Origin of the sequence: Agrobacterium sp. BT-220-3 (genome assembly GCF_025910175.1) — a bacterium.
Classification (GTDB): Bacteria; Pseudomonadota; Alphaproteobacteria; order Rhizobiales; family Rhizobiaceae; genus Agrobacterium; species Agrobacterium oryzihabitans.
Window position 1 is genome coordinate 1 of record NZ_JAPAIX010000004.1, and the last position, 19,364, is coordinate 19,364.

At 59.3% G+C, this 19,364-nt stretch carries 20 protein-coding genes; 12 read left to right on the top strand and 8 right to left on the bottom strand.

Annotated features, from left to right (window positions below; translation table 11 throughout):
• The 4 genes from OK142_RS13270 to OK142_RS13285 form a co-directional block, all read left to right on the top strand.
• Positions 1 to 213, top strand: a 213-nt coding sequence (locus tag OK142_RS13270) for a hypothetical protein (protein ID WP_498683258.1), incomplete at its 5' end; no start/stop codon positions are given.
• A 136-nt stretch (positions 214 to 349) separates the two neighbouring features.
• On the top strand, positions 350 to 2,836 hold the full coding sequence (gene hrpB, locus OK142_RS13275; protein WP_498683259.1) for an ATP-dependent helicase HrpB: 2,487 nt from the start codon (positions 350 to 352) through the stop codon (positions 2,834 to 2,836).
• A gap of 29 nt (positions 2,837 to 2,865) precedes the next feature.
• Positions 2,866 to 4,173, top strand: coding sequence for an ActS/PrrB/RegB family redox-sensitive histidine kinase (locus OK142_RS13280; RefSeq protein ID WP_080600209.1), 1,308 nt, complete (start codon positions 2,866 to 2,868; stop codon positions 4,171 to 4,173).
• A 65-nt stretch (positions 4,174 to 4,238) separates the two neighbouring features.
• Positions 4,239 to 4,826 carry an ActR/PrrA/RegA family redox response regulator transcription factor gene (locus tag OK142_RS13285; protein WP_003492893.1) on the top strand — a complete coding sequence of 196 codons (588 nt, stop codon included), beginning with the start codon at positions 4,239 to 4,241 and terminating at the stop codon, positions 4,824 to 4,826.
• A gap of 58 nt (positions 4,827 to 4,884) precedes the next feature.
• Here the strand turns inward: OK142_RS13285 and OK142_RS13290 are convergent, their stop codons facing one another.
• Complete coding sequence (locus tag OK142_RS13290; RefSeq protein ID WP_035241937.1) at positions 4,885 to 5,370, bottom strand: MmcB family DNA repair protein; 486 nt, start codon at positions 5,368 to 5,370, stop codon at positions 4,885 to 4,887.
• 183 nt (positions 5,371 to 5,553) lie between these two features.
• On the opposite strand from OK142_RS13290, the gene OK142_RS13295 reads away from it, so the two are divergent.
• Positions 5,554 to 6,267, top strand: coding sequence for a L,D-transpeptidase (locus tag OK142_RS13295; protein ID WP_137038433.1), 714 nt, complete (start codon positions 5,554 to 5,556; stop codon positions 6,265 to 6,267).
• Between the two features lie 78 nt (positions 6,268 to 6,345).
• On the opposite strand, the gene OK142_RS13300 is transcribed toward OK142_RS13295, so the two are convergent.
• From OK142_RS13300 to hslV, 4 genes are all read right to left on the bottom strand, one after another.
• Entirely contained in the window at positions 6,346 to 8,514 is a 2,169-nt protein-coding gene (locus OK142_RS13300) for a malate synthase G (RefSeq protein WP_498683260.1), read from the bottom strand.
• A gap of 121 nt (positions 8,515 to 8,635) precedes the next feature.
• A complete protein-coding gene (locus OK142_RS13305) occupies positions 8,636 to 9,601 on the bottom strand; it encodes a DUF1402 family protein (protein ID WP_498683262.1) in 966 nt (321 codons plus the stop codon).
• A 196-nt stretch (positions 9,602 to 9,797) separates the two neighbouring features.
• The gene (hslU, locus tag OK142_RS13310) at positions 9,798 to 11,105 is read right to left on the bottom strand and encodes an ATP-dependent protease ATPase subunit HslU (protein ID WP_082183333.1); all 1,308 of its coding nucleotides are present in this window, start codon (positions 11,103 to 11,105) and stop codon (positions 9,798 to 9,800) included.
• 84 nt (positions 11,106 to 11,189) lie between these two features.
• Positions 11,190 to 11,714 (bottom strand): ATP-dependent protease subunit HslV, encoded by a 525-nt coding sequence (gene hslV / locus OK142_RS13315; protein WP_003492881.1) that lies wholly within the window; start codon positions 11,712 to 11,714, stop codon positions 11,190 to 11,192.
• 202 nt (positions 11,715 to 11,916) lie between these two features.
• On the opposite strand from hslV, the gene hisB reads away from it, so the two are divergent.
• Genes hisB through coaA form a run of 7 tightly spaced genes read left to right on the top strand, consistent with a single transcriptional unit; the run spans position 11,917 to position 16,537 of the window.
• Positions 11,917 to 12,513 (top strand): imidazoleglycerol-phosphate dehydratase HisB, encoded by a 597-nt coding sequence (gene hisB / locus OK142_RS13320; RefSeq protein WP_216330452.1) that lies wholly within the window; start codon positions 11,917 to 11,919, stop codon positions 12,511 to 12,513.
• Between the two features lie 23 nt (positions 12,514 to 12,536).
• Positions 12,537 to 13,028: a DUF2628 domain-containing protein gene (locus OK142_RS13325; RefSeq protein ID WP_003492877.1), complete on the top strand. Its 492-nt coding sequence runs from the start codon at positions 12,537 to 12,539 to the stop codon at positions 13,026 to 13,028.
• 1 nt (position 13,029) lies between these two features.
• Complete coding sequence (hisH, locus tag OK142_RS13330; protein ID WP_498683265.1) at positions 13,030 to 13,680, top strand: imidazole glycerol phosphate synthase subunit HisH; 651 nt, start codon at positions 13,030 to 13,032, stop codon at positions 13,678 to 13,680.
• A 1-nt stretch (position 13,681) separates the two neighbouring features.
• A complete protein-coding gene (gene hisA / locus OK142_RS13335; RefSeq protein WP_137038426.1) occupies positions 13,682 to 14,425 on the top strand; it encodes a 1-(5-phosphoribosyl)-5-[(5-phosphoribosylamino)methylideneamino]imidazole-4-carboxamide isomerase in 744 nt (247 codons plus the stop codon).
• A complete protein-coding gene (gene hisF, locus OK142_RS13340) occupies positions 14,422 to 15,198 on the top strand; it encodes an imidazole glycerol phosphate synthase subunit HisF (RefSeq protein ID WP_498683267.1) in 777 nt (258 codons plus the stop codon). The genes hisA and hisF overlap by 4 nt, the downstream gene beginning before the upstream one ends.
• A gap of 17 nt (positions 15,199 to 15,215) precedes the next feature.
• Positions 15,216 to 15,539 carry a phosphoribosyl-ATP diphosphatase gene (locus OK142_RS13345; protein WP_498683268.1) on the top strand — a complete coding sequence of 108 codons (324 nt, stop codon included), beginning with the start codon at positions 15,216 to 15,218 and terminating at the stop codon, positions 15,537 to 15,539.
• Entirely contained in the window at positions 15,536 to 16,537 is a 1,002-nt protein-coding gene (coaA, locus tag OK142_RS13350; RefSeq protein ID WP_498683270.1) for a type I pantothenate kinase, read from the top strand. Before OK142_RS13345 ends, coaA begins: the two co-directional genes overlap by 4 nt.
• 49 nt (positions 16,538 to 16,586) lie before the next feature.
• Here coaA and lysM read toward each other — a convergent pair whose 3' ends face one another.
• The 3 genes from lysM to OK142_RS13365 all read right to left on the bottom strand — a co-directional run bounded on the left by lysM (position 16,587) and on the right by OK142_RS13365 (position 19,280).
• On the bottom strand, positions 16,587 to 17,039 hold the full coding sequence (gene lysM / locus OK142_RS13355) for a peptidoglycan-binding protein LysM (protein ID WP_003492864.1): 453 nt from the start codon (positions 17,037 to 17,039) through the stop codon (positions 16,587 to 16,589).
• Between the two features lie 83 nt (positions 17,040 to 17,122).
• Positions 17,123 to 17,557 carry an alternative ribosome rescue aminoacyl-tRNA hydrolase ArfB gene (arfB, locus tag OK142_RS13360; RefSeq protein WP_498683272.1) on the bottom strand — a complete coding sequence of 145 codons (435 nt, stop codon included), beginning with the start codon at positions 17,555 to 17,557 and terminating at the stop codon, positions 17,123 to 17,125.
• Positions 17,558 to 17,669: 112 nt separating this feature from the next.
• The gene (locus tag OK142_RS13365; RefSeq protein WP_082183319.1) at positions 17,670 to 19,280 is read right to left on the bottom strand and encodes a phosphoenolpyruvate carboxykinase; all 1,611 of its coding nucleotides are present in this window, start codon (positions 19,278 to 19,280) and stop codon (positions 17,670 to 17,672) included.
• Positions 19,281 to 19,364 lie beyond the last annotated feature (84 nt).

Genomic DNA, 19,364 nt, shown 5'->3' on the forward strand with positions numbered 1-19,364 from the left:
CAGCGCCGCCGCCCTCGTTCAGTGAGCGGACTTATAAGAGAACACCCACAAACAAGTCAACACACCCATCGTCAAAAAACTGACATTTTTCTCAAGATGCTGAAATTAAAAGGTAATTTAACGGAAGCGGCTGTGGAAGGAGAGAATGGGCGAAGTCTTCCGCTGTTTTCCATACGCACCGGATTCCGCCTTTCCAAGGCTCAACCCAAATAGCTTGCAAGGAACCTCGATTTTTGCAGGAAGAGCTTTTGCGAAACCCTCACAGCCGGCTGTCAAAGCGCCGGGCCGTGCTTTAGAAACGGCATATGAGACACTCAGACACCAACACGATTGCCGCAGGCCTGTTTGCATGACCAAAACGCCAGCCTTTATAAAGACGGATCTGCCCGAACTTCCCGTCAGCGACGTTCTGGCAGATATCGCCGATGCGCTTGGGGGAGCAAAGCGTGCGGTTCTTTCAGCTCCGCCGGGCGCGGGCAAAACCACGCTGGTGCCGCTTCACCTCTTGCGAGAGGAATGGCGGGGTGACGGCAAGATCATTCTTCTCGAACCACGTCGGCTTGCGGCCCGCGCCGCCGCCGGGCGCATGGCTGATCTGCTACATGAGAATGTCGGGGAAACCGTCGGCTACCGCATGCGGCTCGACAATCGCATCTCCTCAAGGACCCGGATTGAAGTGGTGACGGAGGGCGTGTTCGCCCGGATGGTTCTTGACGACCCGGAACTTGCCGGCGTTTCCACGGTGATTTTCGACGAGTTTCACGAACGTTCGCTCGACGGCGATTTCGGACTGGCGCTTGCGCTCGACGTGCAGGAAGGGTTGCGAGATGATCTGCGCATCCTCGTCATGTCCGCCACCCTCGATGTGGACCGCATCAGCACGCTGATGGGTGACGCCCCGGTCATTCAGAGCCTGGGTCGGACATTTCCGATCGATATCCGCTACGAGGACCGCTGGCAGGGTGTCCCCGTCGAAGAGAAAGTCACAAAGGCGATTACCGAAGCCCATGCAGCGGAAACGGGCTCCATCCTCGCCTTCCTTCCGGGACAGGCTGAGATCACCCGCACGGCTGCACGGCTGGAGGGACGTTTTTCCACAGATACGGATGTCATCCCGCTTTACGGCAATCTTTCGCAAAAGGAACAGGATGCGGCGATCAAGCCGGCACCGGCCGGACGGCGCAAGATCGTGCTTGCCACCTCTATCGCCGAAACCTCGATCACCATAGACGGCGTGCGCGTGGTGATCGACAGCGGGTTGCAGCGACTGCCGGTCTTCGAACCGGCAACGGGCATAACGAGGCTGGAGACTGTGCGGGTTTCGCGGGCTTCCGCCGATCAGCGGGCGGGCCGCGCTGGGCGAACGGAGCCCGGCGTTGCGGTCCGTCTTTGGCATCAAGGGCAGATGGCGGCGCTCAACACCTTCACACCACCGCAAATTCTGGCGAGCGACCTTTCCAGCCTAGCGCTTGATCTTGCCCATTGGGGCGTTCACGATCCGTCTGCGCTTGCATTTCTGGACGCCCCTCCCGAAGCGGCGCTGAAGGAATCCATCGCGCTTCTCAAAAATCTCGGCGCACTCGATGAAGCCGGATCACTGACGCAACGCGGCCACCTCATGCGCGGCCTCTCATTGCCGCCGCGACTGGCGGCCATGGTGATTGCCGCGACGGGTGAAGGTGCGGGAAAAAAGGCGGCTATGCTCGCCGTCATGCTGACCGAACAGGGGCTCGGCGGAAACGACATTGATCTCGATGAACGATTGCGGCGCTTTCTTTCCGAGAAGAACGAAAGGGCGCAGGCGGCCCGCAAGCTGGCGTCGAGGCTTTTCGATACGATCGGCGGTGCGAAGGCAGCAACCGAATTGCCGAACGAGGCTGGCCCCCTGCTGCTGCATGCCTATCCGGACCGGATTGCGCTTCAGCGTGGAGCACGCGGCCGTTACGTGATGGCGAACGGCCGGGGTGCCGAACTCGCCGAGACCGAGCGGCTTGCCGCAAGCAGGATGCTGGTGGTTGCCGACATCACCGGGCGGGCGGCGCAGCCGCGTATCCTTTCAGCTGCCGGCATTGAGCGAGCCGATATAGAAGAGCGAATGCCGCATCTTATCGTGCAGCAGGACCAGCTGCTGTTCGACAAGGCGAGCGGCCAGGCGCGTGCGCGCCGCGTCACGCGCCTCGGCGCCATCATACTCGACGAAACGCCCCTACCCCGTCCCGAAGGCGAACAGGCGGCGCAGGCGCTCGCCAACGGCGTTCGCGAATACGGCATCGGCATTCTTCCTTTTTCGAAAGAGACCCTTCAGCTGCGTGACAGGATCGGCTTTCTGAGCGCCAGCATCGGAGAGCCTTGGCCGGATGTCAGCGATGCGGCATTGCTTTTGCGACTGGATGAATGGTTCGTGCCTTTCCAGCACGGCGCACGCAGCCTGCAGGATATCCGGCCCGGCAGCCTTTCCGAGGGACTTTTATCCTTGGTGCCCTATGAGGCCGCGCGCGATCTCGGCAGGCTTGCGCCGACGCATTTCGAAGCACCGACGGGCCAGCGGCATCCCATCCGCTACGACGCCAGCGAACCGACGCTTTCCATTCGCGTGCAGGAGCTTTTCGGGCTGACGGCCCACCCTGCCATCGCGCAGGGACGATTGCCGCTGCTTCTGGAATTGACCTCGCCGGCGCACAGGCCGATACAGACGACACGCGATCTTCCCGGTTTCTGGGCGGGATCGTGGAAGGACGTGCGGGCGGATATGCGCGGGCGTTATCCGCGCCATCCATGGCCGGAAGACCCCGCATCGGCATTGCCGACCAGCCGCGCCAAACCGCGCGGAACGTGACGACGATGACAAAGGTAAAGGAGACGAAGGTGGCTGGTCATCCGATCGAAACCACAAGGCTTGGCCGCGCCAGCCGCAGGATAAGGCTGCAAACCATCGTATGGCTGCGCTGGCTGGCGGTGGCGGGACAGACCGCAACGATCCTGTTCGTCGCCCTGGGGCTGAATTTCCCCCTACCGCTTCTCGCTTGCAGCCTTTTGATTGCGGCTCTGGCGCTTGCCAACCTGTTTCTCACAGCCCGTTTTCCCTCCACCTATCGTCTGGAGCCCTGGGAAGCGACGCTGCTGCTTGCTTTCGATCTGCTGCAATTGACCGCGCTCATCTATATTACCGGCGGCCTTTCCAATCCGTTCGCGCCGCTGATCTGCGTGCAGGTCATCATTGCCTTTGCCTCGCAGCCGCTTCGGCATTCTCTTATTCTTCTCGCCTTTGCCGTCATCTGCTCGACGGCGATTGCCTTTTCGCCGTTTCCGGTTCCTTGGTATCCCGGCGAGGTGCTGCCGATCCAGCTTCTGCTGCATGTGGGCACCTGGGTCGCGATCATTGCTACCACTTCTTTCGCAGCCTTTTATGCCTATCGCGTTTCGCACGAGGCCAACCAGCTCGCGGATGCGCTGGCTGCGACCGAACTGGTGCTGGAGCGGGAAAAACATCTGTCGCAGCTGGATGGGCTTGCAGCAGCAGCAGCGCATGAACTGGGCACACCGCTCGCGACAATCAGTGTCGTCGCCAAGGAGATGGAGCGGGAATTCGGCAATGATGAAAGATTTGGCGAAGACATAGCGCTGCTGCGCAGCCAGAGCGAACGATGCCGCGATATTCTGCGCCGCCTCACATCGCTTTCCGCCGACAATGAGGAGCACATGCGCCGCCTGCCTCTCTCCTCCCTGATCGAGGAGGTGGTGGCGCCGCACCGGGAATTCGGCATCCGCCTGGAACTCGTTGAAAAGAACAACCGGGCTGACGAGCCGGTCGGCATCCGCAATGCCGGCGTCATTTACGGGCTGGGCAACCTCATTGAAAACGGTGTCGACTATGCGCGGGAAAAAGTAACCGTGACGGTGGACTACGATTCGCAGACCATCACTGTCATCATTGAGGATGACGGACCTGGTTATGCCCATGACGTGCTTGCGCGCATCGGCGAACCCTATGTGACCGAACGTCACAATGACACGCGGGCTGGCGGGCTGGGCCTTGGGCTTTTTATCGCCAAGACGTTGCTGGAAAGGTCCGGCGCCGCCGTCACCTTCGGAAATCGCGGTTCGAGCGGAACCGGAGCGCGGGTCACAATCGTCTGGCCTCGGGCACTTATGGACGATAAAAGAAGCCGTTGACTTTACCATCCACGTTGAAGCGGCGATAAGAAGAAAGCCGACGAAGTTGCCGGAAGGCCGGAAACATGAAGACAGAAGACCAGAACCCATCCACCAGCGCGCCGACGGACGACGAAGATCCGATCGGACCTGACAGATCACTGCTGATCGTCGATGACGACGGCCCGTTTCTGCGCCGGCTTGCCCGGGCGATGGAAACACGCGGATTTGCCGTCGACACCGCCGAGACGGTCAGCGAGGGCATTGCGCGCTCCAAGGCGGCACCGCCCAAATATGCGGTCGTCGATCTGAGGCTTGCGGATGGCAATGGTCTGGAGGTCATCGAAGCCATCAGGCAGAACCGGGACGATACGCAGATCGTTGTCCTGACCGGCTACGGCAATATTGCAACCGCCGTTACCGCGGTAAAACTCGGGGCGCTGGACTATCTTGCAAAACCCGCCGATGCGGACGATGTCTTCAATGCGCTGACGCAGCGCAAGGGCGAGAAGACCGAAGTCCCTGAAAACCCCATGTCGGCGGACCGGGTTCGGTGGGAGCATATTCAGCGCGTTTATGAAATGTGCGAGCGCAACGTTTCGGAAACAGCCCGCCGGCTCAACATGCATCGGCGAACGCTGCAGCGCATTCTGGCGAAACGCGCGCCGAAGTAGAGCATTTCCAGTAAAAGTGCGAAGCGGTTCTGCGCCCGGAAAATGCGCCGAACCGGAACTACTCTCCGAAGCTGCGCCCGGTCGTCCATTCCGCCAGCATCAGCCGGGTTGCAGCGGTTCTCGAGAAATCCAGCATCACCGATTTGCGGGTCGCCGGCGGCAATTTGTGCTCCGGCGCATCGCGAAGCATATGGGCGCCATATCCATCCGACAGGATCAAACCGCATTCCTCCGGGAAGATTTCGACCGGTACTTCCGGATGGGTCGCGAAAAACAGCCGGTCGCAATGCAGGCGGTATTCCGGCCATTTGCGGTCGACCCGAAAATCCTCGATGGAGGATTTGATCTCGATGATCCAGATTTCACCCTTCACCGACAGGCTGATGAGGTCCGCCCTGCGTCCGCTTGCAAGCGGCAGTTCCGGCAGCACCGAATGGCGCATCTCGTGCAGAAGCACTTGAACGCCACGGCGTACAAGCATCGCCTTGTCCGACTGGCGGCCGTCGATTAACGGATTATTGTTGGTAACGGAAAGAATAGTCATGGATAAAAGCTGCTGAAGCGTTTGACCTATTGTTGCAAAAAGGCAATCAACCGGCAATTTCGAGGGCACAACCGTCTTGCGGCAGCGCAACGGCTTGCCAAGAGCGGCTGAATGGAAAATAACCGATTTATCCTGTTAAGCCTACTCCTTCGCACAATTTGGCGAATTTTCCGCGAGAACGACATGCGCATCCGCACCCCATTGACCGCACTCGGTCTGACGGCAGCACTGGCTCTGGCCGGCTGCGCCGAAACCACTTCCCAATCATCTGCGCCGACTTCCGGCAAGATCGCGGCGTCCGTGCCGGTCGCCGACCCGGTTCCGGCGAAGGTCGAAACGGTCCAGATCTTCAACGATGTTTACGGCCCCGTGACCGATGCGGGCTATGCGCTGCCGGCCATTCCGATCAATCGCGTGAATGAGAAGTTCCGTCGCCAGATCGTCGAGTTCCAGACCAACGAACGGCCGGGCACGATCATCGTCAACACGCGTGACCGTTACCTCTATTATATCCTGTCCGGCAACCGTGCCGTTCGTTACGGCATCGGCGTCGGCAAGGCGGGTTTCGCCTGGGCCGGTGAGGCCTATGTCGCCTGGAAGCAGGAATGGCCAATGTGGCATCCGCCAAAGGAAATGGCGGACCGCAAGCCGGAAGTCGCGAAATATGTCGAGGCGGGCATGGGCCCGGGTCTTTCCAACCCGCTCGGCGCGCGCGCCATGTATCTCTTCAACGAAAAGGGACAGGACACGCTGTTCCGTATCCATGGTTCGCCTGAATGGGCTTCGATCGGCACTGCCGCCTCTTCCGGCTGCATCCGCATGATCAACCAGGACGTCATGGACCTCTACAGCCGCGTCCGTCCGGGCCGCAGCTCCAAGGTTGTCGTGATCCAGTAAGATCGACACCAGACCAAGAAAAAGCCGCCGAGGAATGCCCGGCGGCTTTTTTGTTTATGGAAATGGCTTGCGGCGACGTCAGGCCGCCTGCTTCGCCTTGAGTTCAAGACGGCGGCGATGCAGAACCGGTTCGGTATAACCGTTCGGCTGCTCCCGACCCTTCAGCACCAGTTCGACGGCAGCCTGAAACGCGACCGATCCATCAAAGTCGGACGCCATCGGCAGATAGGCCGGATCTCCGGAATTCTGGCCATCGACCACCGCCGCCATGCGCTTCATGGTCTCAACGATCTGCCCCTCTGTCACCACGCCATGGCGCAGCCAGTTCGCCATATGCTGCGCGGAGATACGCAGTGTGGCGCGGTCTTCCATCAGCCCGACATTGTTGATGTCAGGCACCTTGGAGCAACCAACGCCCTGATCAACCCAGCGCACGACATAGCCGAGAATACCCTGCGCATTATTATCGAGTTCGCGCTGGATTTCCTCCGGCGTCCAGTTGGGACGCGTCGCGACCGGGACGGACAGAATATCCGAGAGCTTCGCGCGGCCGCGGCTTTTCAAGCCTTCCTGAACGGCTGCGACATCGACCTTGTGATAATGCGTGGCGTGCAGCGTTGCCGCCGTCGGTGAAGGCACCCAAGCGGTGTTGGCGCCGGCCTTCGGATGCGCGATCTTCTGTTCCAGCATGGCCGCCATCAGGTCCGGCATAGCCCACATGCCCTTGCCTATCTGCGCATGGCCGGAAAGGCCGCATTCCAGCCCGATATCGACGTTCCAGTTCTCGTAAGCCGCGATCCAGGCCGCCTGCTTCATGTCGCCCTTGCGGATCATCGGACCCGCTTCCATCGAGGTATGGATCTCGTCGCCCGTGCGGTCGAGGAAGCCCGTATTGATGAAGACGACCCGATCCTTTGCCGCGCGGATGCTTTCCTTGAGGTTGACCGTCGTGCGGCGCTCCTCATCCATGATGCCCATTTTCATGGTGTTAGGCGCCATACCGATCAGATTTTCGACCCGCGCGAAAATCTCGTTGGCGAAGGCGACCTCCTCCGGCCCGTGCATCTTCGGCTTGACGACGTACATCGAGCCGGCGCGTGAATTCTGACGCCGCCCGGACGGGCCAACATCATAGAGCGCGATCAGCGCAGTGACGACGGCGTCCATGATGCCTTCCGGCACCTCACGACCATCCCTGTCGAGGATCGCCGGATTGGTCATGAGATGACCGACATTGCGCACCAGCATCAGGGAGCGCCCCGGCAGAGTAAGCGCCGACCCATCGGGGGCCGTATAATAACGATCCGGATTGAGGCTGCGGGTGAAGGTCTTGCCACCCTTCGACACCTCCTCCGTCAGGTCGCCGCGCATCAGGCCAAGCCAGTTGCCATAAACCAGCACCTTGTCCTCGGCGTCGACTGCGGCAACCGAATCCTCGCAATCCATGATGGTCGTGAGCGCTGATTCGAGAAGGACATCCGAGATACCCGCCTTGTCGCCCTTGCCGATTTCTATCGACGGATCGATGACGATCTCCGTGTGCAAACCATTCTTGCCAAGCAGGATGGTTGCCGGTTTTTCCGCCTCACCGGTAAAGCCCTTGAATTGCGCCGCATCCTTCAGTTCCGTCGTGCCCTCACCGATTGCAAGCTGCAATACGCCGCCGACAATCTCGAAGCCGGTCACATCCGACCAGTCTGCCGTTTCGAGCGGGGCCGATTCGTTGAGGAAGTTCCGCGCCCAGGCAATGACCTTGTCACCGCGCTTGGGATTGTAGCCCCTGCCCTTTTCCGCTCCGTCGGCGTCAGAAATGGCATCCGTTCCGTAAAGCGCATCATAAAGCGAACCCCAGCGGGCATTGGCGGCATTCAGCGCATAACGCGCATTCATGACCGGAACGACGAGCTGCGGGCCAGCAACGGCGGCAATTTCAGGATCGACGTTGCTCGTTTCCACCTTGAAGTCGGGGCCTTCCGGCAGCAGATAACCGATTTCCTTGAGGAAACCTTCATACACATCGAAATCCGTCGGCGCGCCGTTCTGCCGGTACCAGCCATCAAGCTTTTCCTGCAAGGCGTCGCGCTTGGCGAGCAGCTCACGGTTTTTCGGGGAAAGCTCGTGGACGATGGCTGAAAAGCCTTCGAAAAAAGCCTCGCTGTTCAGGCCCGTGCCCGGCAGCACCTCATCCGTCAAAAAGGCATGAAGCCTGTTATCGATGGAAAGACCGAATTTATCCGTGCGGCTCACATGCGCCTCCATTTTAACTTGAGGGCACAGAGTGGACGCTGAGGCGGCCGCTCGTCAATTGCGGGAGACAACCAAATATTATTTCCATTTTGGAAATAATGCAGGAGATAATAGCCTTTTCCTACAAAAGCGCCTGCAGGTCCTTGAGGCGGTCATTCACCAGCCAGCCGTAATAATTCTCTTCCGGCAACAGGGGCTGTTCCCCGCCAGCGGCGCGCTGCCGGTTTTTCTGGGCGAGCGCCGCCGCACGCTGCTGCGAGCCGCCGACATTATAAAGCGTTGAGGTGACGCCCGGATTTCTGGTGATGTCCATGTCGGCAATCGATTTATAGTCATCGATCGATCTACGGATGGACGCCGCCATGAAAGCCAGCGAGCGGTCGGGATCCATGATCGCGGTATAAACGGCGGTAGCGTCATTCTCGTCCAGCTTCTCGTAACCGGACGTTCTCGACACCATGTCGGACAGCATCAGTGCCGTCAGCGGATTGATCTGGCCGAGACCGAAAGTCTGTCCTGCATAAAAGGGCTGGAAGAATACGGCGCTGAAACGATTGTTCGGATAGGCAACCCCATCCACCGTCTTGCCGCGGAAGCTGTCGTCCCAGACGTCTTCCCGACAGTTCCAAAGGCTGTAGGAGTCCTTTTTCGACTGGCATCTGGAAAATTGCGAATGCGTCAGAAACTGCGCAATGGTTTCGTCCTTGTAGCCGAAACGGAAGCTGTTGCCGGCATAGGAAGCCGCCTTGACGTAATAGGATTGCAGGCGGTCATAGGCATCGACATTATAAGTATGCTCACCAACGATTGCGCCTATCATATGGATCGGATCGATACCGTAGCGCGCGGCCGTCGACTTGATCTTGCCGATCAGCGCCTTGTCGGAGGACAGGAGGTCGATCACTTTCTGGTATTTGCGCTCGAAAGAGGTGTTGGATGCCTTGGTCCTCTTTGCGGAAGCGCCCGGGACGTCCGGCTGTTCTGCATTGCGATTGCCAGGCGGAACGACCGTCGCGGCCTCGGCAAAGGAAGACGAGACGACGGTGAACGTCAAAGCAGCGGCAAATGCCAGAAGAGTTTTGCGCACGAGCGAATGCCTTTTCTCAAGCCTGCGGTTTCCCTTCCGACATATGCGGGAAAACCGGACCATTCCACTAAAGCGGTTCCAACCGGAATGCAGCCCTTCCATAAACAAAATGCGGGCTGAATGCGAGACAAGGCAGATAAAATAAAAGAGTGCGGCAAATATGGCCGCACTCTCACCTCTTTGATCTGAAGAGTCTTCAGAGAATATAGCGCGACAAATCCGTATCGGCAGCGAGATCGCCGACATGTTTTTTCACATATTCCTGATCGATCTTGACGGCTGAGCCACCGCGATCCGGTGCATTGAACGAAATCTCGTCCAGAACACGTTCCATCACGGTCTGGAGGCGGCGCGCACCGATATTCTCGACCGACGAGTTGAGATGAACGGCCACGTCGGCCAAAGCATCTATCGCATCGTCAGTGAAGTCGAGATCGAGTTCTTCCGTCGCCATCAGCGCCTTGTACTGGCGGATGAGGCTTGCTTCCGTCTCGGTGAGGATACGGCGGAAATCCTCCTTCGTCAGCGGCTTCAGCTCCACGCGGATCGGCAGACGACCCTGAAGCTCCGGCAGAAGGTCGGAAGGCTTTGCGACATGGAAAGCGCCCGATGCGATGAAGAGCACGTGGTCGGTCTTCACCGGTCCATATTTCGTCGAAACCGTCGTGCCTTCGACAAGCGGCAGAAGATCACGCTGCACACCTTCGCGCGAGACGCCGGCACCCATGCCACCGTCACGGGCAGCGATCTTGTCGATCTCGTCGAGGAAGACGATACCGTCATTTTCCACCGACTTCACCGCTTCGCGCTGGATCATTTCATTGTCGAGCAGCTTGTCGGATTCGTCGCGGACAAGATCGGTATAGGATTTCGAAACCGTGGTGCGCACCTTCTTGGTACGTCCGCCCATGGCCTTGCCGAACATTTCCGACAGGTTGAGAACGCCGATATTGGCGCCCGGCATGCCGGGAATTTCAAAGCCGGGCATGCCCGATCCGCTGTCTGCAACCTCGATGTCGATTTCCTTGTCGTCCAGTTCACCATCACGCAGCTTCTTGCGGAAGCTTTCGCGAGTGCCGGGCGACGCCGTCGATCCGACCAGTGCGTCAAGCACCCGTTCTTCGGCGCTGGCATGGGCCTTTGCCTGAACCTCGGCACGCTTCTTTTCACGCACGAGACCGATGCCGATTTCGACCAGATCGCGTATGATCTGCTCGACATCGCGGCCGACATAACCGACCTCGGTAAACTTGGTCGCCTCGACCTTGATGAAGGGCGCGCCGGCAAGCTTGGCCAAGCGGCGGGAAATCTCCGTCTTGCCGACACCGGTCGGTCCAATCATCAGAATGTTTTTCGGCATGACTTCGTCGCGCAGGCTCTCATCGAGCTGCTGGCGACGCCAGCGGTTGCGAAGCGCAATCGCGACCGCACGTTTCGCATCATGCTGGCCGATGATGTGGCGGTCGAGTTCCGAGACAATTTCCCGGGGAGAAAAAGTGGTCATTCTGTCCTCTCGGCTTTCCTGTTCCGACCGGCCTTTCTGGCCCGGCCCACAGGACCCTTGGGTGAGAAATGGGGTGGAATATACTTACTCGGCGTCGAGAGTTTCGATGACGAGGTTATGGTTGGTATAAACGCAGATATCGGCGGCGATATCGAGCGACTGGCGCGCCACGTCTTCTGCCGACTTGTCCGTGTCCATCATCGCGCGGGCAGCCGCAAAGGCGTAGTTACCGCCCGAGCCGATGGCGATCGCGCCGTGTTCCGGCTCCAGCACGTCACCATTGCCGGTGATGGCCAAAGTGGTGGATTTGTCGGCGACCAGCATCATGGCTTCGAGGTTGCGCAGATATTTGTCCGTGCGCCAATCCTTCGCAAGCTCCACGGCTGCGCGCATCAACTGGCCGGGATATTGCTCGAGTTTCTTTTCGAGACGGTCGAGCAGCGTGAAGGCATCCGCGGTCGCACCGGCAAAACCGGCAATCACTTCGCCCTTGCCGATGCGGCGAACCTTGCGGGCGTTGCCCTTCATGACGGTCTGGCCAAGGCTTACCTGACCATCGCCAGCCATGACGACCTTGCCGCCCTTCCTGACTGTAATAATCGTTGTCATCAAACACCTGTCTGCCCTGCCGGGCCTGCTGTTAACGGGCCGGCATCCGGCCCTTCTCGAGTTCTATGTAAGTTTGCTTTTCACGATTGCAATCTTGGGCGCCGTGTACCGTTTTGCGCAAGCCAGGCAAGACGATGGAACAACTGGATATTTATGTCCTGTGCTGATAAGGAACGGCAACATTTTCACGGAGCGGCCACAAATGGCAGAACGTAAAGGCGAGATTATCCGCAAGACCAACGAAACATCGGTTTCGGTGCGCGTGGATATCGACGGCACCGGCAAGTCGACAATTTCCACCGGCGTTGGATTTTTCGACCATATGCTGGACCAGCTCAGCCGCCATTCGCTGATCGACATGGAGATCGAGGTCAAGGGCGACCTGCATATCGATGACCACCATACGGTGGAAGATACGGGCATCGCCATCGGCCAGGCCATCGCCAAGGCGCTGGGCGACCGGCGCGGCATTACCCGTTATGCCTCGCTCGATCTTGCCATGGATGAGACGATGACCAAGGCCGCCGTCGATATTTCCGGGCGTCCCTTCCTGGTCTGGAACGTGAACTTCTCCGCACCGAAGATCGGCACCTTCGACACCGAGCTGGTGCGTGAGTTCTTTCAGGCGCTGGCGCAGAATGCCGGCATCACCCTGCATATCCTGAACCATTACGGCGCCAACAACCATCATATCGCCGAAACATGCTTCAAGGCCGTTGCCCGCGTTCTTCGCGCGGCAACCGAGATCGACCCCCGGCAGGCAGGCCGCGTTCCCTCGACAAAGGGCATGCTGGCCTGACCGCCAAAGCTGTCAGGAAGCCCATGACAAGCTATCTCGTTCTGGAAGCCCCCAACGGGCCGGACAGGGACCACAAGACGACCCGCTTCATTGCAGACCGTTTTGTCTGGCTGGCGCTGATTGCGCCCTGGCTTTGGCTCGCCCTGAACCGGTTGTGGCTGGCCGCCGCCATTGTTTTCGTCGCCATCATTCTGGCCGGTCAGGCATCGATGTTACCCGGGTTTGAACCGGCCGGCATTCTGTGTGGCTTCGCCATTGCCCTCATCACCGCACTGGAAGGACGCAATTTTCTCGTCCGGCACCTGATCGGCAAAGGCTGGAAGATGACTTCCGTCATTTCCGCCCCTGATCTTTCGAGTGCAGAGGAAATATATTTCTCCGACCTCACCGATACCGCAACGACGGAACAGCTGTCGCAGCCGGTATGGACCCCTGCGCCGCAAAGGAGCGGCGACAAAAACTTCGTCAACGATCCCGCCGGATCGTTTCTTTTCGACTTGAATGGAAGGCGCTGACATGCGTGTCGCGATCATCGACTACGGTTCGGGCAATCTGCGTTCGGCCACCAAAGCTTTCGAGCGTGCCGCCCGTGAAGCAGGCATCAGTGCAACCATCGACCTGACCGACAGGCCGGATCACGTCGCATCGGCGGACCGCATCGTTCTGCCTGGTGTCGGTGCCTATGCGGATTGCCGCGCCGGTCTCGACGCCGTTCCCGGCATGCATGAGGCGCTCATTGAAGCTGTCGAGAAAAAAGCCCATCCGTTCCTTGGCATCTGCGTGGGCATGCAGCTGATGTCCTCGCGCGGGCTGGAAAAGACCGTCAGTGCCGGGCTTGGCTGGATCGAAGGCGACGTCGTGGAAATGACGCCGTCCGATCCGGGCCTGAAGATTCCGCAGATCGGCTGGAACACGCTGGAAATCCGTCACGCCCACCCGCTATTTGACGGCATCAAGACCGGCGCGGACGGATTGCACGCCTATTTCGTACATTCCTATCATCTGGCAGCCAAGCATTCGACGGATGTCATTGCCACCACCAATTACGGTGGCGCGATGACGGCTTTCGTCGGTCGTGACAATATGGCGGGTGCGCAATTCCACCCGGAAAAAAGCCAGACGCTCGGCCTTGCCCTGATTTCCAATTTCCTGCGCTGGAAGCCCTGACATGATTCTTTTTCCCGCAATCGACCTTAAAGACGGCCAGTGCGTTCGCCTGAAACTCGGCGATATGGACCAGGCCACCGTTTATAACGAGGACCCCGGCGCGCAGGCCAAGGCCTTCGAGGATCAGGGTTTCGAATGGCTGCATGTCGTTGATCTCAACGGCGCCTTTGCCGGCCAGACAGTCAACGGCGAGGCGGTCGACGCCATTCTGAAAGCCACGAAAAACCCGGTGCAGCTCGGCGGCGGCATCCGCACGCTCGACCATATCGAAGCGTGGCTGAGCCGTGGGCTTGCCCGCGTCATTCTCGGCACCGTGGCGGTGCGCGATCCGGTTCTGGTTCTGGAAGCCTGCAAGCGTTTCCCCGGCCAGGTCGCCGTCGGCATCGACGCCAAGGGCGGCAAGGTTGCCGTGGAAGGCTGGGCGGAAGCCTCCGAACTCGGTGTCATCGAACTCGCCAAACGTTTCGAAGGTGCCGGCGTCGCGGCCATCATCTACACCGATATCGATCGCGACGGCATTCTGGCCGGCATCAACTGGGCCTCAACGCTGGAACTGGCGGATGCCGTGTCGATCCCGGTCATCGCCTCCGGCGGCCTCGCCTCCATTGAGGACATCAAGCGCATGTTGCAGCCTGATGCTGCAAAGCTCGAAGGCGCGATTTCAGGTCGTGCGCTTTATGACGGGCGCATCGACCCCGCCGAGGCACTTGCTCTGATCAAGGCTGCAAAGGAGGTAAACGCATGACCCTCAAAGCCCGCGTTATCCCATGCCTCGATGTGAAAGACGGCCGCGTCGTCAAGGGCGTGAACTTCGTCGACCTGATCGACGCCGGTGATCCCGTCGAGGCGGCGAAGGCCTATGATGCGGCGGGAGCGGACGAACTCTGCTTTCTCGACATCACCGCTTCGTCCGACAATCGCGACACGATTTTCGACGTCGTATCGCGCACCGCCGACCATTGCTTCATGCCGCTCACCGTCGGTGGCGGTGTCCGCGCCGTCGCTGACATCCGCAAGCTGCTTCTCTGCGGTGCCGACAAGGTCTCGATAAATTCCGCAGCGGTGAAGGATCCTGATTTCGTCGCGCAGGCCGCCGACAAGTTCGGGAACCAGTGCATCGTCGTCTCGATCGACGCCAAGCGGGTTTCGAAAGACGGGGAAGCCGACCGTTGGGAAATCTTTACCCATGGCGGACGCCAGCCGACCGGGATCGACGCCGTGGAATTCGCCGTCAAGATGGTCGAACGCGGTGCCGGCGAATTGCTCGTGACATCGATGGATCGCGACGGCACCAAAAGCGGATACGATATCGGCCTGACGCGCACCATTGCCGATCAGGTTCGCGTCCCCGTCATCGCCTCGGGCGGCGTCGGCACGCTGGATGATCTGGTGGCAGGTGTGCGTGATGGCCATGCCACCGCGGTGCTTGCCGCTTCCATCTTTCACTTCGGCACCTATTCGATCGGGCAAGCCAAGACCTATATGGCCGAGCATGGCATCCCCATGCGTCTCGACTGATTGCAGGAACCTCTTCCATGAGTGCATTTTCCCTTTCCGATCTGGAGCGCATCGTCGCGACACGCGCCGCCGCCTCTCCTGATGAATCCTGGACAGCCAAGCTGGTTGCTTCCGGCCAGGAGCGTGCGGCGAAAAAACTGGGCGAAGAGGCTGTCGAAGCCATTATCGCCGCTATCGCGAAGGATCGCGACGGGCTGAAAAACGAGGCCGCCGATCTGCTTTATCACCTGCTGGTGGTGCTGAAGATTGCCGACATTCCGCTTGCCGACGTTTTTGCCGAGCTGGAGCGCCGGACCGGACAGACCGGGCTTGCGGAAAAGGCAGCGAGGCCGACATCATGAACGTCAAGGCAGGCAGCGGGGAGAGAGGCATGCCGAGCACACTCGATCATTTCCGCCCGGATGAATATTCGCCCTACCACTTCTTCAGCTCTGAAGAATGGGCGAATTTTCGCGCCGACACGCCGCTCACCCTTTCCGCCGACGAGGTGAAAAGGCTGCGTTCGCTGGATGACCCGATCGATCTGGACGAAGTGCGGCGGATCTATCTGTCGCTGTCGCGCCTCTTGTCATCGCATGTGGAAGCGTCGCAGCTGCTTTTCGAACAGCGCAACCGCTTCCTGAATATGGCGGACGTCAACAAGACGCCTTTCGTCATCGGCATTGCCGGTTCGGTGGCCGTTGGCAAGTCAACGACGGCACGTATCCTGAAGGAGCTTCTGGCCCGCTGGCCCTCCAGCCCGAAAGTCGATCTCATCACCACCGACGGGTTTCTTTACCCGAACGAGGTGCTGCGACGCGAGAGCCTGATGGAGCGCAAGGGCTTTCCTGAAAGCTACGATATCGGCGCTTTGCTGCGTTTCCTCTCGGCGATCAAGGCGGGCCAACCGAATGTGAAGGCCCCGCGTTATTCCCACCTGACCTATGACGTTTTGCCGAACGAATTCACTGTCATCGACCAGCCGGACATCCTGATCTTCGAAGGCATCAACGTTCTGCAATCGCGCGACCTGCCGGCGGGCGGGCGGATCGTACCGATCGTTTCCGATTTCTTCGATTTCTCGATCTATATCGATGCCGACGAGGACTTCATTCACAACTGGTATGTGAACCGGTTCATGAATCTGAGACAAACCGCATTCCGCGACCCGAATTCGTTCTTCAATCGCTATGCATCGATCAGCGAGGAAGCAGCACTCAGCATTGCCGAGGGTCTCTGGCAGAACATCAACCTGAAGAACCTGCGCCAGAACATCGTGCCCACGCGACCGCGCGCCGATCTTATCTTGCGCAAGGGAAAGAACCACCTGATCGACACGGTGGCGCTTCGCAAGCTGTAAAAGATGCCGCGCGAGGCGGCATCTCCATTGCAGCGGTTAAAAGCCGTTATTACGCAAGGTCTGGAATACGCAGGACCTGACCGGGATAGATTTTATCGGGGTGAGTCAGCATCGGCTTGTTGGCTTCGAAGATGATGTTGTTCTTTGCACCATTGGCCTTGCCATATTGCGCTTCGGCGATCTTCCAGAGATTGTCGCCCTTCTTGACCGTGTAGAAGACGGGTTCTTTCGCCGGCGCTTCGGCGACCTTCAGTTCACCCGCCTCGACCTTGGAAATGCCGAGCGTATTGCCAACCGCGATGACCGCCTTTTCGAAAACCGACTGATCGGCCACTTCGCCCTTCAGAACGACCTTGTCGTCCACCACCTCGACCTGAACCTTGTCCGTGCCGAGATCGTGGGAAGCGAGTTCCTTTTTGACCGCTTCGACATCGGGGGCATCATCACCACCGCCGATACCAAGCTTCTTTCCCGCTTCCTTGATGAAATTGAACAGACCCATAGCACCCTCCTTGGTTGTAGGGATGCTTACCAGACGATATTTGAGGCTCTATGACAAGTGCGAAACATTTCGCCATCTGCCGCCTATTCGCCTGACGGTTTGCCACGCATTTTCTTCACGTCCGAACGTCCGGACTTTGCCTTGAGGCGGCGCTCGACCGAACCTTTGGTCGGCTTGGTGGCCTTGCGCACCGGTGGCGGCGGGGCGGCGGCTTCAAGGATCAGTTCCTTCAACCGATCGCGGGCATCTTCCCGATTGCGCTCCTGGCTGCGAAACCGGCTCGCCTCGATCATCAGCACGCCGTCTTTCGAAACACGCCTGCCGCCCAGGCGCAGGGCATTGGTTTTCACCCGGTCCGGCAGGGAAGGTGAATTGGCGATGTCGAAAAACAGCTGGACCGCCGTCGAGACCTTGTTGACATTCTGGCCGCCGGGACCGCCGGCCAGCACGAATTGCTCCGTCAGCTCCCAGCCGGCGATGGTGATACGGTTACTGATGTAAAGCGGGTCGCTGGCCATGATCTTTCTCCGCGCCGGTGATGCCACAGATCACAAAAAATGAAAACAGCAGGCCAAACGAAAGAACCCGGCACAAGGCCGGGTCCCCTCCTCCTCATAAATGAGGCTTCATTCATTCAGCCGCGAGCAGCAGGCCAGGTGCAGCGTCGCGAACCTTGCTGTCCACATGATCTTCGAACTTGGTGAAGTTCGTGACGAACATGGAAACCAGCTTCTTCGCCTGCGCATCGTAAGCTGCGCCATCGGCCCAGGTCGAACGCGGATCGAGGATCGCGCTATCGACGCCTTCCAGCGACAGCGGCACGGCGAAGCCGAAATTCGCATCGGTGCGGAATTCGGCACCCTTGAGCTCACCGGTAAGTGCCGCCGTCAGAAGCGCGCGGGTCGCCTTGATGGGCATGCGCTTGCCGATGCCGTAAGCGCCCCCGGTCCAGCCAGTGTTGACCAGCCAGCAATCGACGCCATGCTTGCCGATCAGCTCACGCAGCAGGTTGCCGTATTCCGCCGGATGGCGCGGCATGAAGGGCGCGCCGAAGCAGGTGGAGAAGGTTGCTTCCGGTTCCGTTACGCCCTTTTCCGTGCCGGCAACCTTCGCGGTGTAGCCGGAGAGGAAGTGGTACATGGCCTGTTCCGGCGTCAGACGGGCGATCGGCGGCAGCACGCCGAAGGCATCCGCCGTCAGCATGATGATCGTCTTCGGATGGCCGGCAATGCCGGTTTCCGATGCATTCGGAATGAAGTGCAGCGGATAGGCGCTGCGGGTGTTTTCCGTCAGCGAGTTGTCGTTGAAATCAGGAACGCGGTTTTCGTCCAGCACCACGTTTTCGAGAACCGTGCCGAAACGGCGGGTCGCGGCATAGATTTCCGGCTCGGCTTCCGCCGAAAGCTTGATCGCCTTGGCGTAGCAACCACCTTCGAAATTGAAGATGCCATGCTCACCCCAGCCATGTTCGTCGTCGCCGATCAGCGTGCGCGACGGATCGGCCGAAAGCGTGGTCTTGCCGGTGCCGGAGAGACCGAAGAACACGGCGGAATCACCCTCGGGACCCACATTGGCCGAGCAATGCATGGGCATGACGCCCTTGGCCGGCAGCAGGTAGTTCAGCACCGTGAAGACGGACTTTTTGTTTTCGCCGGCATAGGAGGTGCCGCCGATGAGGACGAGACCATTGGTGAGATCGCAGGCGATGACAGTTTCCGTACGCACGCCGTGACGGGCGGGATCTGCCTTGAAGCTCGGCAGGTTGATGATGGTGAGCTTCTGCTTGAAGCCCGCCAGTTTCTCCTGCTTCGGGCGGATCAGCAGATTACGGATGAACAGCGAATGCCAGGCAAGCTCGGTGACGACGCGTGTTGGCAGCGCGTTTTCCTCATCGGCACCGCCGATCAGATCCTGAACATAAAGGGTCTTACCGGCGGCATGGGCCAGCATGTCCTGGCGCAGCAGCTCGAAATTCTCCGGCGACAGCGGCTTGTTGTTATCCCACCAGATGGTGTTCTCGGTGGAGGCATCACGAACGACGAACTTATCCTTCGGCGAGCGGCCCGTATGCTGACCGGTGACGGCGCGCAGCGCACCATCGATGGTCAGTTCAGCCTCGCCGTTGCGGATGGCCTCTTCGTATAATTCGCTCTCATTGAGGTTATAAAAGACGCGGGAGGCCTCGCCCAGTCCGAGTTCTGCAACTCCATTGGCAGGATTATGAACCCCAAGCTCGTTCATGACGCGTTCCTTGTTAATGACGATGAGGACGTTGAAATTTCCTCGGAAAATACGTGGCGGCTTTTAGAAACGCAAGAGCCGAAC